This window comes from Petralouisia muris (assembly GCF_004793545.1).
Taxonomy (GTDB): domain Bacteria; phylum Bacillota; class Clostridia; order Lachnospirales; family Lachnospiraceae; genus Petralouisia; species Petralouisia muris.
Map to the genome: position 1 here is coordinate 1 of NZ_SRYA01000090.1, position 16,036 is coordinate 16,036.

At 41.0% G+C, this 16,036-nt stretch carries 17 protein-coding genes and 2 pseudogenes; 16 read left to right on the forward strand and 3 right to left on the reverse strand.

All coding sequences use genetic code 11. The annotated features are described in order from the left end of the window. From E5329_RS24910 to E5329_RS24955, 10 genes are all read left to right on the forward strand, one after another. On the forward strand, positions 1–697 hold a 697-nt coding region (locus E5329_RS24910; RefSeq protein WP_275443718.1), incomplete at its 5' end, for a transposase. Between the two features lie 153 nt (positions 698–850). Continuing rightward, on the forward strand, positions 851–1,069 hold the full coding sequence (locus E5329_RS24915; protein ID WP_275443719.1) for a TetR family transcriptional regulator: 219 nt from the start codon (positions 851–853) through the stop codon (positions 1,067–1,069). A gap of 170 nt (positions 1,070–1,239) precedes the next feature. Continuing rightward, positions 1,240–2,484: an MFS transporter gene (locus E5329_RS24920; protein ID WP_135991960.1), complete on the forward strand. Its 1,245-nt coding sequence runs from the start codon at positions 1,240–1,242 to the stop codon at positions 2,482–2,484. 103 nt (positions 2,485–2,587) lie between these two features. Next, positions 2,588–3,292: a DUF4097 family beta strand repeat-containing protein gene (locus E5329_RS24925; RefSeq protein ID WP_135991961.1), complete on the forward strand. Its 705-nt coding sequence runs from the start codon at positions 2,588–2,590 to the stop codon at positions 3,290–3,292. 120 nt (positions 3,293–3,412) lie between these two features. Next, positions 3,413–4,036 (forward strand): hypothetical protein, encoded by a 624-nt coding sequence (locus E5329_RS31100; protein ID WP_275443720.1) that lies wholly within the window; start codon positions 3,413–3,415, stop codon positions 4,034–4,036. A 216-nt stretch (positions 4,037–4,252) separates the two neighbouring features. After that, positions 4,253–4,774 carry a helix-turn-helix domain-containing protein gene (locus E5329_RS24935; protein WP_135991962.1) on the forward strand — a complete coding sequence of 174 codons (522 nt, stop codon included), beginning with the start codon at positions 4,253–4,255 and terminating at the stop codon, positions 4,772–4,774. Between the two features lie 181 nt (positions 4,775–4,955). Next, positions 4,956–5,189, forward strand: a complete 234-nt coding sequence (locus E5329_RS24940; protein WP_168356763.1) for a flavodoxin — start codon at positions 4,956–4,958, stop codon at positions 5,187–5,189. A 96-nt stretch (positions 5,190–5,285) separates the two neighbouring features. Further along, a complete protein-coding gene (locus E5329_RS24945; protein WP_135991963.1) occupies positions 5,286–5,927 on the forward strand; it encodes a TetR/AcrR family transcriptional regulator in 642 nt (213 codons plus the stop codon). A 129-nt stretch (positions 5,928–6,056) separates the two neighbouring features. Next, a complete protein-coding gene (locus tag E5329_RS31105) occupies positions 6,057–6,266 on the forward strand; it encodes a hypothetical protein (protein WP_275443721.1) in 210 nt (69 codons plus the stop codon). After that, positions 6,263–6,667, forward strand: a complete 405-nt coding sequence (locus E5329_RS24955) for an FMN-binding protein (protein ID WP_135991964.1) — start codon at positions 6,263–6,265, stop codon at positions 6,665–6,667. Before E5329_RS31105 ends, E5329_RS24955 begins: the two co-directional genes overlap by 4 nt. A 69-nt stretch (positions 6,668–6,736) precedes the next feature. Here the strand turns inward: E5329_RS24955 and E5329_RS24960 are convergent. Continuing rightward, positions 6,737–7,468 (reverse strand): annotated as a pseudogene (locus tag E5329_RS24960) (MATE family efflux transporter); the annotation flags it as partial. Between the two features lie 286 nt (positions 7,469–7,754). Further along, positions 7,755–8,657: a LysR family transcriptional regulator gene (locus E5329_RS24965; protein WP_135991965.1), complete on the reverse strand. Its 903-nt coding sequence runs from the start codon at positions 8,655–8,657 to the stop codon at positions 7,755–7,757. Between the two features lie 127 nt (positions 8,658–8,784). Here E5329_RS24965 and E5329_RS24970 point away from each other — a divergent pair, with 127 nt between their 5' ends. Continuing rightward, complete coding sequence (locus E5329_RS24970; RefSeq protein WP_135991966.1) at positions 8,785–10,173, forward strand: alanine/glycine:cation symporter family protein; 1,389 nt, start codon at positions 8,785–8,787, stop codon at positions 10,171–10,173. Positions 10,174–10,302: 129 nt separating this feature from the next. Here E5329_RS24970 and E5329_RS24975 read toward each other — a convergent pair whose 3' ends face one another. Beyond that, the gene (locus E5329_RS24975; protein WP_275443722.1) at positions 10,303–10,671 is read right to left on the reverse strand and encodes a helix-turn-helix domain-containing protein; all 369 of its coding nucleotides are present in this window, start codon (positions 10,669–10,671) and stop codon (positions 10,303–10,305) included. Between the two features lie 165 nt (positions 10,672–10,836). On the opposite strand from E5329_RS24975, the pseudogene E5329_RS24980 reads away from it, so the two are divergent. The 5 genes and pseudogenes from E5329_RS24980 to E5329_RS25005 form a co-directional block, all read left to right on the forward strand. Beyond that, a pseudogene (locus E5329_RS24980) lies at positions 10,837–11,382 on the forward strand (beta-glucosidase); the annotation flags it as partial. 11 nt (positions 11,383–11,393) lie between these two features. Continuing rightward, positions 11,394–12,743, forward strand: coding sequence for a family 43 glycosylhydrolase (locus E5329_RS24985; RefSeq protein WP_330572344.1), 1,350 nt, complete (start codon positions 11,394–11,396; stop codon positions 12,741–12,743). Between the two features lie 108 nt (positions 12,744–12,851). Then, positions 12,852–13,535 (forward strand): helix-hairpin-helix domain-containing protein, encoded by a 684-nt coding sequence (locus tag E5329_RS31880; protein ID WP_330572345.1) that lies wholly within the window; start codon positions 12,852–12,854, stop codon positions 13,533–13,535. 108 nt (positions 13,536–13,643) lie between these two features. Beyond that, on the forward strand, positions 13,644–14,351 hold the full coding sequence (locus E5329_RS25000) for a DUF4253 domain-containing protein (protein ID WP_135991967.1): 708 nt from the start codon (positions 13,644–13,646) through the stop codon (positions 14,349–14,351). 326 nt (positions 14,352–14,677) lie between these two features. Then, a complete protein-coding gene (locus tag E5329_RS25005; protein WP_135991968.1) occupies positions 14,678–15,868 on the forward strand; it encodes an MFS transporter in 1,191 nt (396 codons plus the stop codon). The last annotated feature ends 168 nt before the right edge of the window (positions 15,869–16,036 follow it).

Sequence of the window (16,036 nt, forward strand, 5' to 3'; positions counted from 1 at the left end):
AGCCAATCTTGAAGAATCCGTTGGAGCCAATGGTTCGGTTGTAACAGAATGCCAGCATGAGCAAAACAACCATAGCGACAGTCGGTTTATCCAGGAGCGTCTTGAGCAGATGGATAAACAAGAAGAACGGACTGTTATCGTTGCGGATGGAGCATACAGCGGAACAGAAAACACGCAGCTTGCAGCTGATAAAAACGTAGAACTGATTGCCACAAGCCTGACAGGGAAACCGGCTCCGGATATCCTTGCTGATTTTGCATTCAACGAAGAAGGAACGAAAATCCTCCGATGTCCGGCCGATCATGCCCCCAAAAGCTGTTCTTATATGAAACAAAGCAATCAGCGTGCCGTTTCCTTTCTGCATGAACAGTGTACCGGCTGTCCATATCAGAATCAATGCAAGCCAAAAATTTTTAAGAAGGTTGCAAAAACAGTAACATCCAAAGCAGCGCATGAACGTGCGAAAATCCAGCGGAACATGGACAGCAAAGAATTCAAAAATTACGCAAGACTCCGAAATGGAGTGGAAACTGTTCCGTCAAATATCCGTAAGAATTACCATTTGGAAAAGATTCCCCGAGGGAAACAGCGTGGCAAGTTCTTTTTTGGATCCAAAATAGCAGCGTTGAATTTCCGAAAACTCTTCAATTATGTGAAGGGCTTAGGACATTATGCCCAAAATCCAGCACTTGTATAAAACAAGGCAGGGAATACCCGGCATATATGCTCAAAAGTTCGGCGATATACTACAAAATATGAATTTTTCAAGGCACTATAGGAATAGGGGCAAATTTATTTATGGTTTTGACCCCAACATCATATAATATGAATTATAAATAGAGGTGAAAATATGCCGGCAATCGCGAAAGTCACAAAAGAAATGATTATAGACGCAGCTTTTGAAATTGCAAAAGAAATGGGAGCAGAAAACATAAACGCCCGGACAGTTTCACAAAAACTCAGCTGTTCAACGCAGCCCGTTTTATATCATTTTAAAAAGATTGAAGATGTCCGAATTACAGCATATAAAAAGCAAGCGAATTTCATATTAGCTGTGCAACAAATTTAAGCGGCAAATACGAATGCCCTATGTTGGAAGTGGGTATGAGACATATTCAATTTGCCGTAGAAGCAAAAAATCTTTTTCGCTTTTTATTTAAGCATAAAAGTTAATGACAGAAAATCTTTAATTAGTTAAATTTCCTTTTGGCGGTAAATCAGAGCATGGGAGGTACAAGTATGAACAAACTTTTTAAACGCGATTTTAAAATGGTTGTTATCGGTCAGATAATCTCGCTTTTTGGCAACGCAATACTGCGCTTTGCATTGCCCCTGTACCTGCTTCGTGAGACGGACTCCTCATCTCTTTTCGGTGCGGTAACAGCCTGCGCATTTATTCCAATGGTGATTTTTTCTCTCTTTGGAGGAGTGATTGCCGACAGAAAAAACAAACGGAATATTATGGTGGCGCTTGATTTTACAACGGCGGCGGTAATTTTGATATTCAGCTTTGCTCTGGAAAAAGTTTTGCTTGTTCCTCTGATGATAGCTGTGCTGATGATACTGTATGGTATTTCGGGAATCTATCAGCCTGCCGTTCAGGCAAGCATACCGCTTATTGTGGAAAAACAATTTCTTATGCAGGGCAACGCAGTGATAAATATGGTAAGCACCCTTGCGGGTCTGTTGGGGCCGATAATAGGCGGCGTTCTGTTCGGTGCGTTCGGGATAATGCCCATTCTGTTTATAAGCGTTGGCTGTTTTGTTTTTTCGGCAGTTATGGAAATTTTCATACATATCCCCTTTGAAAAAAATACCGACGGCAAAAGCATTTTTGGCGCGGTGGGTTCCGATCTGTCGGACAGCTTTCAATTTATTAAAAACGAAAAGCCGATTTTTCTTTCGGTACTGGGAATACTTGCGCTGTTCAATCTTATTTTGTCGGCAATGATGCTTGTGGGTATTCCCGTAATTGTGGTGCAGATTTTGGGAATGTCCGATACCGCTCTCGGGATAACGCAGGGCGCAATGGGTCTGGGAGGACTTGCGGGAGGAATTATCGCGGGCGCAGCGGCGAAAAAAATCCGTCTTAAGAGCGGATATATATTTTTAATAATATGCTCACTGGCGGCGTTTTTTATGGGAATTTCCGTTTTTGAAGCAGTGCCGAAAATCATCGGATATTTCATAATAACCGCCGTAAGCTTCGGCGCGATGTGCGCGTCCACAATGTTCAGCGTGTCTATGATGACGGCGGCGCAGCAGCAAACTCCTCCTCATCTTCTCGGCAAAATAATGGCTGTGATTATTGCCGTGTCAGGCTGCTCCCAGCCTGTGGGACAGGCGGTTTATGGAGTGTTGTTTGATGCTTTTGCCGACAAGCCGTATTTGATAACGACAGGTGCGGCGATTTTGGCTATGACGGTTTCGCTGTACTCCAAAAAGGTTTTTGCGGTTCTTGAAAAGGAATCCGCTGTAAAATAAAGCGTTTTTATTATTTCTTCTTCTTATTATTAACTTATTAAAAGTCAATGACGAGAAGAAAATCTTTCATTAAAAATTGCTGTATCACGAAGGAGAATGTGTAATGAGAAAGACAACAATAGTACGGCTTATGATAGCAGCTTCTCTTATGTTGGTTGGATACATCCTTGCGAAGCTATTAAGGGTCAAATATGAAACAAATACTTACGAAGTCGGCACAGCATTCAGCGATATATCAATATCAACAGATACCGCAGATATCATATTTGCTTTGTCAGATGATGGAACATGCAAAGTGGAATGCTATGAGAAAGAAAACGCAAAGCATTCAGTCGCCGTTGAAAATGATGTGCTTATTGTCAGAGTCAATAAATCCTGGTACGACTATATCGGATACAACTTCGGTTGGTCAAAGATAACGGTTTATCTTCCGAAAGCGAAATATAACGCGCTATTCATTAACGAAAGCACCGGAAATGTTGAAATACCGAAAGATTATTTATTCGAGAATGTTGATATTTCTTTGAGTACAGGTGATGTTAATTTTTTTGCGTCCGTTTCAAAATTAGCCAAAATAAAAGCAACCACAGGAAATATCCGTGTAGAGAATACTTCTGCCGGCGCACTTGACCTTTCCGTTACCACAGGTAAAGTGACTGTTTCGGGGGTGACCTGCCGGGACGATATTACAGTAGGTGTAGTGACCGGCAGCGCATATCTGACCGATAGTTCGTGCAGAAGTGTAATTTCAAGCGGAATTACAGGAAGTATATCCTTGAATAACGTTATACAGGAAGTGTGTCCTTGAGTAACGTTATTGCCACCAAAAGGTTTTCCGTTGAGAGAAGCACGAGAGATGAGGAATTTAGTGGCTGTGATGCCGACGAAATATTAGCAACCTACAGAAACGTAAGAAACGGAGGAAAAAATGGTCGATTATTCACAATTTGAGGCAAGTGTAAAATCAGGCATCCACGCAGATGTGAGCCGGATACGGCAGAAAGATGAAATAATAAAAGCCGTCGTTAAAAAGCGGAGAAATTCCGCAATAATCTGCGTGTGCTTCCTGTGCATGGCAGGAATTTCTTTGTTTAAAAGCTGGATTCCCGCCGTTATCTGTTTTCTTCTTGCATTGTTTTTCTTATGGCGGGCTGTCAGAAAATTTTCTGACGAATATTTACGGGAAATGTACGAGGAAGGGCTTTTGAAAGATAAGCCTGTGAAATACTGGATTCAGACTGAAATTGAAGAAATAATAAAGGAGAAATCAGTCGACAGAGAATGGTTTTATGAATATTCAAAGACAAGCTATCAAAAGATTATAAAATGTATGCTCGCAAAAATAAAAGAACGGTTATCTTATGATTGGAATAAAAAGATTTATCTGATTCTTTCTGATGGTTGGGTTTATGAAGGATATATAGATACTATGATTGATGTACTTAATGAAGTTGATGGATTGTTGGAGGATTTTTATATTGTTACTCCGCAATTTGATAAATTTGCAGCATATACGGATGACGGTCAGTGTTTATGTTTTTATGAAAAATAACACGGTTGATATTTTCTCTACACAAAAAATGATAATTCGGTAATTATAGACCCACAGATGTTCAGTTTGATAACTTCAAATCCGGCGGTAAATGAAAATGCACGAATGATTAGTGCCAGACACGCCTTGTTGGGTAGTAAAGTAAGGCATTTCCCGCTTTGTGTCCTGTTTTTTATCAGTCAGTTTTGATAGGATTTTTCTGAAAGGAGGAAAATAATGAATCAAGAAAAAATCGGAAAATTCTTAAAAGAACTCCGTAAGCAAAAAGGACTTACCCAAGAACAGATTGCAGAAAAATTTAATGTATCAAACAGAACAATATCCCGTTGGGAGAATGGCCACAATATGCCGGACTTAGATATCTTGATTGAAATATCAGATTATTATGAAGTTGACCTGCGGGAAATCCTAAATGGAGAAAGGAAAAGTGGGAATATGGATAAAGAAATGAAAGAAACCGTATTGCAGGCAGCAGATTATACAAATACAGAAGCGGAACGCTACAATAAGCGTGTACGCATATGTAATGGAATTGCATTTCTTTTAGTATTAGCCTATACTATTATTAAAGACACAAGCCTTTATGATAATCCAACGGTTATGATAGGGCTGGATATTGTACAGGGGTTTGCAGTTGGAATGCTTTTAGTGGGGTTGTTATATTCAAGCCGTTATGGTGCAAGGATTAGAGCATTCAAGCATCGGCTGATAAAAAGGCGGGGAGAACTTCCAAGGTAAGAGAGTGATATCCTGAAAAAAGAGAACCAGAACCTGCAGAAGGCATTGAGTAAGAAAAGCCTCAACATAATCAAAAACTTATAAGAATAGTGCAGTTTAGAGCCAGCAGATATGAGTACGGTATCTGCTGGCTCTGTTTGTTAAAACCTTTGGGTTATAACACATAAACTTTGGAGGCGATTTGCTCTCGTTTGTTGTGAAAAATCCATATCTCAATGATTGCGATAAGATTACAGATATGGGTTCAGAGGAACAGGAGGAAGACGCCAGACCGGAGTTTGCCAGCCATGTGGAAAATATGGATCAGTACGACACGGTCTTTATTGGATTTCCCATCTGGTGTGAGAGGTCGGGATTTCTCAGTTTTGAGAGGTTCCTCCTACTCGAGTTAGAGGAATTTTGTGAAAGTAAATAAAAACTATTTATGAATATAAAGCGAAACAGATTGACAAAATCATGTCAAGAAAATATAATTAAACCATGGGTTTAATTATTGGAAGGAGAAATACGGATGGCTCGTAGGAAAAAAGAACCAAAAAGCGTACATAGAGAAAATATTGCAGCAGCAGCATCCGCATTGTTTATGGAGAAAGGGATTACGGCAACTTCCATGAATGATATAGCAAAAGTAGCTGGATATAGCAAAGCAACGTTATATGTTTACTTTGAAAATAAAGAAGAAATTATCGGCTTTTTAGTATTAGACAGCATGAAAAAGCTTTGTAGTTATATAACTTCTGCATTGGAGCAGCAGGAGGAAACAAAAACAAGGTATGATATGATTTGTCAAGGATTAGTTCTGTATCAAGAAGAGTTTCCTTTTTATTTTAAAATGGTGTTAGATAAAATTAACATTGATTTTGAAAGCCAGAACTATTTGCCCGAAGAAAAAGAAACTTATCAAGTCGGGGAAGAAATAAATGAAAAAATAAAGGATTTTTTAATTAGTGGCATGAAAAAAGGCGATTTGCGTGATGACATAAAAATCATGCCTACTATCTTTCAATTTTGGGGGATGTTGTCAGGGCTTATCCAGTTGGCGGCAAATAAAGAAGAATACATTGAAAAAACAATGCACTTATCTAAAATTCAATTTTTAGAGTACGGTTTTGATATGTTGTACCGTTCGATTGAAAAGGAGGGATTGAGATGACCGAGAACAAGAAATAGGTACTTGCAATTTTAGGCAGCCCCTATAGGAACGGAAAGACGGCAGCTATGATGGATATTGCAATCTGCAGAGCTGAGAAAAGGGACTATGTGGTGACTAAAATAAATCTGTATGAAAAAATATATGATTTTGACTTCCTGCAATACTCCATTCCCATTTTCATGGATATTTGGACAAAGCAGAGGGGCAATACGAAATATGGACGATTTCTTTAAGACGGCAGGTATGAAATTAATAGGAAAAGTTTTTTATGCAGGTGCAGTTTCTGAAAAAAAGCTTCTTAAGCAGATAGCCAGAAAAATTGAGAGGTATTTGAAATGAGAATATCCAAAAAGAAAATAATTTCATTTATTATCTTATTTCTTTTCCTTGTTGCTTTAATTTGGGGAGCAGTTTACCTAAAAAAAGTGGTTGATTATAAACGAGCCGTAGGGGAAACTGCTTTTGATGAAATAGATGTTGCTAATGTTTCCGATGGAATTTATATCGGAGAATATGATGTGAATTTTATATATGCCAAAGTGGAAGTTACTGTGGTAAATGGAAAAATTGCAAGTATTAACATTTTGGAGCATAGAAATGCGCGTGGCAAAGCGGCAGAAACAGTCATAGAGAAAATAATTGAGGAACAGAAGATTGATGTGGATGCAATCTCTGGTGCAACGAATTCAAGCACTGTCATAAAAAAAGCTGTTGAAAATGCGCTCAAAGGAGAACAGTAAAAGCAGAGCCGATGAACTTGTGAGGAAACCTTACAGTACATCGGCTCTGTTTGTTAGAAAGATAAATAGTTAGTTATTGGTGTTTGTGTTTATTTCTACAGTTTGTTTTTGCATTTCATTCAGTTTTTTATGAAGCGGTATCGCCATGAATATCGTTATAACTGCGGAAAGCATATCGGCAATCGGCCCCGCATACATAATCCCATTTAGTCCCCAGACACTCGGAAGAAGCAGGATAACGGGGATAAAGCAAGTCCCCTGCCTGCAGGCTCCCAGGATAAAGCCCTCTCTGTCTTTTCCCAAAGCTAGGAACAGAGAAGAATATACCGTATAAAATCCAAAGAGCATAATGGAAATGCCGTTTGTTCTTAAAGATGCAGCCCCGATGTGAATCATCTCAACATCACCCTTTGTGAATTGGGAAACGATAGCCGTAGGGAACAAAGATAATATCAAACCGAAAATCACACAAAAAATCGTAGACCATAATATGGAAATCTTGATTGCTTCACGCAGACGGTCAAACTTCTTCGCTCCGTAGCTGTACCCTGCAATGGGCTGTAAGCCTTTGATAAAACCGAATACGAACAAGCTGCCCATTGAGATCAGGCGGGTAACAATGCCCATGCCTGCAATGGCGGAATCCCCATAATCGCCGGCGGCATTATGGGTTAAGGAAATGGATACGCTGGTTAAAATCTGGAATACCAATGTGGGGATGCCGATTTTGAAAATTTCAGACATGGTTTCCTTTGTGTATGTGCAGTCCTTAACCCGAAAATGGAATACGCTTTTTTTCCGTTGAAAAGATTGAAACAAAAAATGGAAATTTCCTTTGCTATCATACGATGGAAAAGAGAACGTCATAACCCAAATTGAGTCTGATGGGTCAGACCTGCTGAAGGAATATTTCGATGCGAAAGCGGTACCGCTGTTTAACAGTAACAACTGCCATGGAGATACGTTCCATTAAAAGCAATTTCGGAAAATTCTTGTTGTTGACCATTTATTCTGACTTATAATAAAATGGATTGATTGTCACAAAATGAACCCATCGGCAGGGAATGCAAGAAAGGCGGAAAGACTCTTAATCCAGGTAATCAGCAGTTGTGATATATTTTTTCATAAGTTCTATAAAAATGTTCATTTGCGGCGTCAGCCATTTATTTCGATGGTATACCAGCTGGCTTGCCATCTGAACTTCAAAATCTGCAACCTGTATCATTGCAAGCCGGCCTGATGAAATGTAATTATGGGCCACATACTCAGGCAAAAAAGAGACACTTGTTGTATGCAACAGTGTTCTGATGATCAAATCAGTATTTCCGGTTTCTAAAAATGGATGCAGTTCCAGATTTTTTCCAGCCACAATCTGTTCTAAATCATAGCGGTAGCTGACACTTTTTTCAGTCAGTACAAAAGGTTCTAAAAGTATCTGTTCCAATGGAACATTCTGCTTATCTGCAAAAGGATGTGTACTGGAAGCGACAAAAATAATTTTTTCTGGCCGCTCCAGTACCTTTATCCATTCCGGGAATTCCGTTTTTTTATCAAGAAAAAACAGAACATCTACATCATTTTGCCGTACCATATCAAACAATTCTGATATAAGGCCAATGCGGATGCTGACCTCCACATTAGGGCATATTTCATGAAATTCTGACAAAATAGGCGGCAAAATACTAAGCAGCATAGATTCAGCTGTTGCAATACGCAATGTGCCTGCGGGCGATGATACATCATTGATAAAATTTTGGGCATCTTCTATATCATTCATCAATTTCAGCGCATAAGGGATGAATTGTGCACCATGTGCAGTCAGCTTTGTACGTTTGCCGATACGCTCAAACAGCTGAGTGCCCAGCTGCTGCTCTAACTGCTGGATTTGTACTGTAACAGCTGCTTGTGAATATCCCAGCTGTTCTGCGGCTTTTGAAAAATTTTGTAATTCTGCTACACGTAAAAAAGTAGCGACTGTTCTAAGTTCCATATGTAATCCTTATTAAAAAAATTGAATGGTTTTATAAAAACTATTTGTTTAACAAAATGATATCTCCATGATACCCTAAAAAGATAGAAAATACAAATAAATTTTATGTGTTAGGAGAATAAGTGATATGTTGAAGCTGATAACAGTGGTTTACGATTTTTTATGGGGCGATCTTGTCCGGATTCCCTTGCCCGGAGGCAGTTCTCTCGGACTTTCCCTGCTGGTCATGATTTTAATACCTGCAGGTATTTATTTTACAATCCGTACTCGGTTTTTACCTTTCAGGCTATTTCCTGAAATGATAAAAATAACATTGAAAAGCAATCAGACAACCAAGAAAGGAAATGTCTCAGGACTGCAGGCATTGATCATATCCACTGCATGCCGCGTAGGAATGGGAAATCTTGTGGGTGTTGTTGCAGCAATTTCAGCAGGCGGCGCAGGAGCTGTATTCTGGATGTGGCTGATAGCGCTTTTAGGTTCTTCTACAGCGTCTATTGAGGCAACTTTGGCTCAGATATATAAAGAAAAAGATCCTTTGTATGGAGGATATCATGGAGGACCGGCATATTATCTGCATGCTCTTTTTGTTCCAAAGAACAGCAGACGGAAACATTCTGTTTTAGCTGTATTGTTTGCGCTTTCAGGACTAATCTGTTGGTGCGGCATCAGTCAGGTTATAGGTAATTCCGTGTCATCATCTTTGCAAAATGCATTTAATATCCCGCCGTTATATTCCACGGTTGTTTTGGTTGTGATTGCAGCAATTATTGTCCTGCGTAAAAATGCCACTGTGCATGTACTGGATGTTGTGGTGCCTATTATGGCAGCTTGCTATTTCTTTTTTACGGTATATGTTATCATTAGAAATGCCGGACAGCTGCCAGATGTTTTCTCCAGAATTTTCTCGGAGGCATTTGGATTTCGTCAGGCAGTCAGCGGAGGTATTGGTGCAGCAATCATGAATGGTGCAAAGAGAGGACTTTTCTCAAATGAGGCTGGTTCTGGTTCGGCTCCTTGTGCTGCCGCGGCTGCGGACATTGATCATCCTGCAAAAGAAGGGCTGCTGCAGGCTCTTGGCGTATTTATTGATACCATTGTTATCTGTACCTGCTCTGCCATGATTATGCTGCTGGTTCCTGAGGAATTGATAAGCGGACTGGAGGGAATGGATCTGCTGCAGGCAGCTATGAGATATCATATTGGAGAATTTGGCGTAATATTTATAGCTGTAATTTTAGTGCTGTTCAGTTTTTCTACATTTCTCGGCATCTTATTTTACGCACGTTCCAATGTGGCGTATTTATTTGGAAATAACTGGATTTCCCAAACACTTTACAAGGCGTTGGATCTTATCATGTTATTTATTGGAGGAATGGCAGCATACCAGTTTGTATGGGATCTGGGAGACGTAGGAGTTGGATTGATGACGATTTTTAATATGATTGCCCTATTTCCATTGGCTCCAAAAGCCCTGGATGCTCTTAGAGAGTACGAAGGATTGAAGCATCAATAGAAAAACTCAAAACAATTCTAACTTATAATATTGACTCTTAATATTGGCTCTGTGATATAAGGACAGATGGGCTATCCTGCCCCCTCTGTCCTTTGTCTGTCTGCCTCTGTTGGGCTGTGCCCGTACGGCTTACTTTCGTAATCGTTTTCTGATTTGGGAAGGGCTTCCTTGGAAACGCTGGGAGAACATCCTGCGGAACAGTTTATAATTGGTAAAACCGTGACGCTCAAGAATATTCTGCAGCGTATCGTTGGTTGTAATTAAATCCTGATAAATATGGGACAGACGGACTTCGTTTTGATTGGTATAGCTTAAGACATTATTTAAGCGGTTCAGGTCTTTTGTTTTATGACTCAGATTGGCCTGAAAGACTTTCACGCTGAAATTGTGATAAAGCTGGAACAGCACCTCAAAAAGAAGGCTGTTGAATCGTAAAATATAACCTTCGGGGCGAATGTCGTTTGCAATCTGCATCTGTATTAAGGTTTCTTTAAACATGTCAATCTTCGTCTGGCGGATTGGATGAACGCTGGGATCGTCCAGGACAAATTGCAGCTGCGGTGCATCAGGGAGATAAAACCTGATGAAATCAAAAGGGATCTGAAAGACGATGCCTGTATTGGGAGAAGTACATTTTGTGGAGTGAATCACACAGGAATTAAAATGAAAGTAAAAGGAGTAAATCTTGGCAACTGGCTGGTTCTGGAAAAGTGGATGAGTCCCGCTCTTTTTGAGGGGACGGCGGCGGTTCGTATTCCTGTACCCTATTTCATCTTTGGAGACAGAGAACCCTTTATAGGCTGTATCAAAGAACTGGACAAAGCATTTAACGGGGCGGAAAAATACGGACTGCAGATTCTGATTGATCTTCATACTGCGCCTATGGGGCAGAACGGTTTTGACAATGGCGGGATATGCGGCGTATGTAAATGGTCGAAATGTGCGGAGGAAGTGGAGTTTGTTCTTTCCGTATTGGAACGTCTGGCAGCGCGTTATGGCTCCAGAAAAGGGCTTTGGGGCATCGAAGCGCTCAATAAACCGATTACGGAAAAGGCATGGAAATTAATGGATGTTCTGAACCGTTATCCTGCAACAGATCCGGAAATGGCGGAAGGTTCCGGCCCGCTTACCCTGGAATTTCTGAAAGAATTTTATAGCCAGGCTTATGACAGAATCCGCAAGTATCTGCCGGAAGATAAATATATGGTGTGATGAATTCCATGAATGCACGGTACTTTGACGTGGATAATTATCTGATTACGGCAAAAGATATCAAAGGACCATGGAGTAAACCTGTGTATCTGCATTCTTCCGGGTTTGACACATCCATTTTCCATGATGACAATGGAAAGAAATATGTGGTTTCCCTTGAATGGGAAACCAGGGAAGGGTACGAAAAGCCTGGGGCTATCTGTATGGTCGGGTATTCTCCTGAGAAAAAAGAAATTGTGGGATATCCCAAAAGGATGTGGAGAGGCGGCACTGACCGGGGGTGTGTTGAGGCTCCTCATCTGACAAAAAGGGGAGAATATTATTACATTATGTATGCAGAAGGCAGCACAGGATATAACCATTGCGTCACAATGGGACGTTCCAAAAACCTATGGGGACCATATAAAAGAGATCCGAAGAATCCCATCGTGACCAGCGTTCCGGGAGAATCCTATGAATGTCAGGACCCGGATCATTTGAAACCAAAATATTATAATCCGGAATCTATTTTGCAGAAATCGGGGCATGGAAGTTATGTGGAGCTTTCAACGGGAGAGGTGTATCTGGTTCATCTTTGTGCAAGGCCCTTTGTGCCTGAGCTGAGGTGTACTCTTGGAAGAGAAACCGCAATTCAGAAAATGATGTGGACAGAGGATGGATGGCTTCGCATGGCAGATGGAAGCAATCTGGCAAAAATGGAGGTGCCCGAAAGCTCTCTTTCGGAGGTTTTGATGCCGAAAATACCGGATTTTGATGATTTTGACGGGGAAACCCTTGGAAATTATTATTATGCGCCGCGTATCATGCCCCAAAGATTTACAGATTTGAAAGCCCGCCCGGGATATGTAAGAATCCGTGGACAGGAATCTAGAACTTCTCTGAATAAAGTGAGCATTCTTGCACGAAAGCTGATCAGCGTATATGCAAGAGTTACCACGAAAATGGAGTTTCTTCCGGAAGTTCCTCAGCATAGTGCAGGGTTAATTTTATATTATGATAACATGAATTATATCAATTTGAGAAAATATTACAGTGAGACATTAGGTCAGAGCGCCATTTCCATCATACATCTTGAAAATGGTGAAAAAACAGAATTTCTGAATACCAGAATTCCTGTAGAAGACCGGCCGATTTATCTGCGGCTCTATATTGAAGGGAGAAAGTCATGGTTTGCGTGGAGTTATGATAACGAAAATTATGAAAAGATAGGGCAGGCATTTGACACTACGAAATTTTCCGATGAGTACTGCAGAGACGGAGAATTTACAGGAACTATGGTTGGCGTTACTTGTGCGGATAGAGTAAAGCATCAGCATTATGCAGATTTTGATTTTTTTGAATATATCTCAGAGGACTGAAATGGATGAATAAGATCTTAAAACTTCTTGTACTGCCGCCTGTTTTTAAGTATACTGAACATATCAATAGAAAAGACCGTTGTTTATGGACGAGGAGGGATTAGGGTTATGGACAGGCAGCAGATTTTCGATTATGTAAAACAGCATTACGGTACACTGCCGGATTATCCTTGGGCGGATCAGAATGTCGTTTTGCGGCACAGAAGCAATCAGAAATGGTACGCTCTCCTTATGGAGGTGGGCAGGGATAAGCTTAGTATTCCTGGGGAAGGCATGGTGGATGTGATAAATGTCAAATGCGATCCTATGCTGATTGGTTCTCTGCGGCTGCGGGAAGGTTTTCATCCGGCATACCACATGAATAAGGACAAATGGATTAGCGTCCGGCTGGACGGCACCGTTCCATGGGAGGATATCAGGAGATTGATTGATGGAAGCTATGTGCTTACAGGCACAAAGAAAAACGGGGTTAAAAGGGAAGCAAAAAAAGAAGAATCCAGGGGATTGGAGAGAAGGAATCCAGTGAGTGATCTGAGGAAAATTCCCGGGATAGGGGAAAATATGGAACGGCATTTACATAATATCGGAATTCAGTGTATTGAAGACCTGAAAGGAAAAAGCCCTGAGGAACTGTATCATCTGGATTGCCTGAAAAAAGGATTTCAGGATGACAGATGTGTGCTGTATGTATTCCGATGCGCCGTATATTATGCAGAGCATGAACAGCGTGCGCCGGAAAAATTAAAATGGTGGTACTGGAAGGATAAAGAGTATCCGGAAAAGAATGAATAGGTAAAATATCTGCATTAGGCAGCGCAGATTCAGATGAAAGCTGAGTTCTGGTGTTTCAGCCTTATGCCGCCTTGCATGAATAAAATGATACAGGAAGGAGAATGTCAAATGGAAGCATCAACACAACAAATTGCAGAAGGTTTTCAGTGTGGGTACAGGGTATTTGAAAAAGGATCGGATCCGGAATTGGTGGAGCAGGCGTATCGTGCCTCCTTTGAGAGAGGCAAAAAAGAAGGTTTTTATCCGGCAGTTTTGCTGCTGGAGGAAAATGCGCTAGAATGGCTGACGGAAATCATAGGCGAGGATTATGACAGAAGCGAAATTATTTCTGCCTGTGGAGAGAACGGCAAAGAAATTTTAAAGGAATATATTAAGGATTTTATGGAAGATATGGAAGTGTTCATCGGAGAAGAAACGGAAGGGGAGACGGTAAACAGTTTTTCTGGATATGTTTCTTTCCATGACGGAACGCTGGCGGCAGATACGCTGCTTCTGGAAATTCCGGTGAAAAATCCTTGGGAAATCATCGGGTATCTGCCTATGGGAGGTTGGAACGATTGTCCCGGGCCGGAGGACATGATTTCGATTTGCAAATACTGGTACGAAAAATATAAGGCGGTTCCGGCTGTATTTACCTCAGATGTCATGGAGTTTTACGCTCCTATGGGTCTGAACGGGATAGACTGCCTGGAAGCGGCGAAAGAGCATTATGCATTCTGCTGCGACAGAGTGGATCAGGGCACCAGAAGCGGCAAGCTGTCAGAACTGGCAGCGGGGCTTGCAGACTCAACCGTGTGGTATTTCTGGTGGGACTGAGCCTTGTGTGCTGGAAACTTTGACAGCCTGACTCAATGGAAAGTGGTTTAGCAGAGGAAAAAAGCCTTGCAGGATGGAATCTCAAGTGGTATACTTAATCATATTTTGAAAGGAGAGCGCAGGATGAACGGATTCGGTTATGTGCCAATTTGCAGTAGCAGTGCAGCGTCAAAAACGTGCAATAATTCCAGATTACGGGATAACTGCGCTCATTTTTAGACTAAGAAAACAGAGTGTGGTAATTCCCAGGAACAGTTTGACAAACCAGGCGGTATGTCAGGCTGTTTTTCTATTGCAAATATTTTTAGAAAAGAGAGGAATTATCCATGAATGTAAAAATACAACATAAATTAAAAAGAAATCTTCCTTTAGATTATATCAGCGCCTTCCTTACCAACTTGAATATGCAAAATGTAGTTTGGGTGCTTTATCTTTCTTATTGCGGATTGAACCTGGCGGAAATCGGTATAATTGAGGGCATTTACCATACAACCAGCATGATATGTGAAATTCCTTCCGGAGCTGTGGCGGATTTGCTGGGCAGAAAACGGAGTATGCTGTTAAGCAGGGTTTGCACGGCAGTTTCTTGTGTGTTTATGCTGTTTTCCAAAAGTTTTGGTCTGTTTGCGGTAAGCTTCGTGATTCAGGCATTGGGGAATAACCTGAATTCCGGTTCGGAGGAAGCCCTTGTATACGACAGTATGCGATGCATGGGACAGGAAGAACAGTATTTGAAAGTATGCGGAAAATTGAATATTATTATAGAAGTTTCTCAGGGGCTGACAACGGTTTTGGGAGGCATACTGGCAGAATATTCGTATTTCTGGTGTTACAGTGCCTGCCTGGTGATTGCACTTTTGGCGCTGCTTCCGGTTTTGCTGATGACAGAGACGCCATGGATGGATCAGAAGGAACGGCAGAAAAGAGTCTGTCAAGCAGTTGCAGATCATTTTAAGACCAGCTTTGAAATATTAAAATCGGATCTGCGGATTATGAAAATTATCGTATATTACTCGGTGGTTTTTGCGGCTGAAACTTTATTATTTTTCTATAGCCAGCAGTACTATTTTGAACTGGGATATAACAAGATTTTTATTAGCCTGATTTTGCTGGCAGTGGGTATTGCATCCTGTCTAGGTGCGGCGATGAGCGAAAAACTTTTCCGGCAATTGGGCAAGCGGACAAGGGATGCAGCAGCATTTGCCATAGGGGTTTCTATTCTGTGCTATGGTTTTCAGAATGTAACGCTGTCTGTATTGGCGTTTGCCCTGGCAGGATTTTTCAATTCAGCGCTTTACCCCATACAGTCAGACGCCCTGAATAAAATAATTCCATCCGGACAGCGGGCAACCTTGATTTCTGTGAACAGTATGTTCTTTTCCATTGCCATGATTCTGATGTTTCCGCTGGCAGGTTTTATAGCCGATTTCTGGGGTCTGGCAAAAGTATTTGCGGGAATTGGCCTGGCGCTTATGCTGTTTATTATCTGCTGGAATATGGCGGAACATGATGTGTGATTTGGTAAATTTTAAGAAAGGGGAGCAGTAGAGCCTGCAGGGGAATTCTATAGGCTGAAAACGGAAATATACCACTTGAATTTTAAAGGGACAAGTGGTATATTCAGTTTAAAATCCTGTCTTTGACAGTTGCAGAAAAGATTAATGCCAGAATTCCTTGTAAATTAG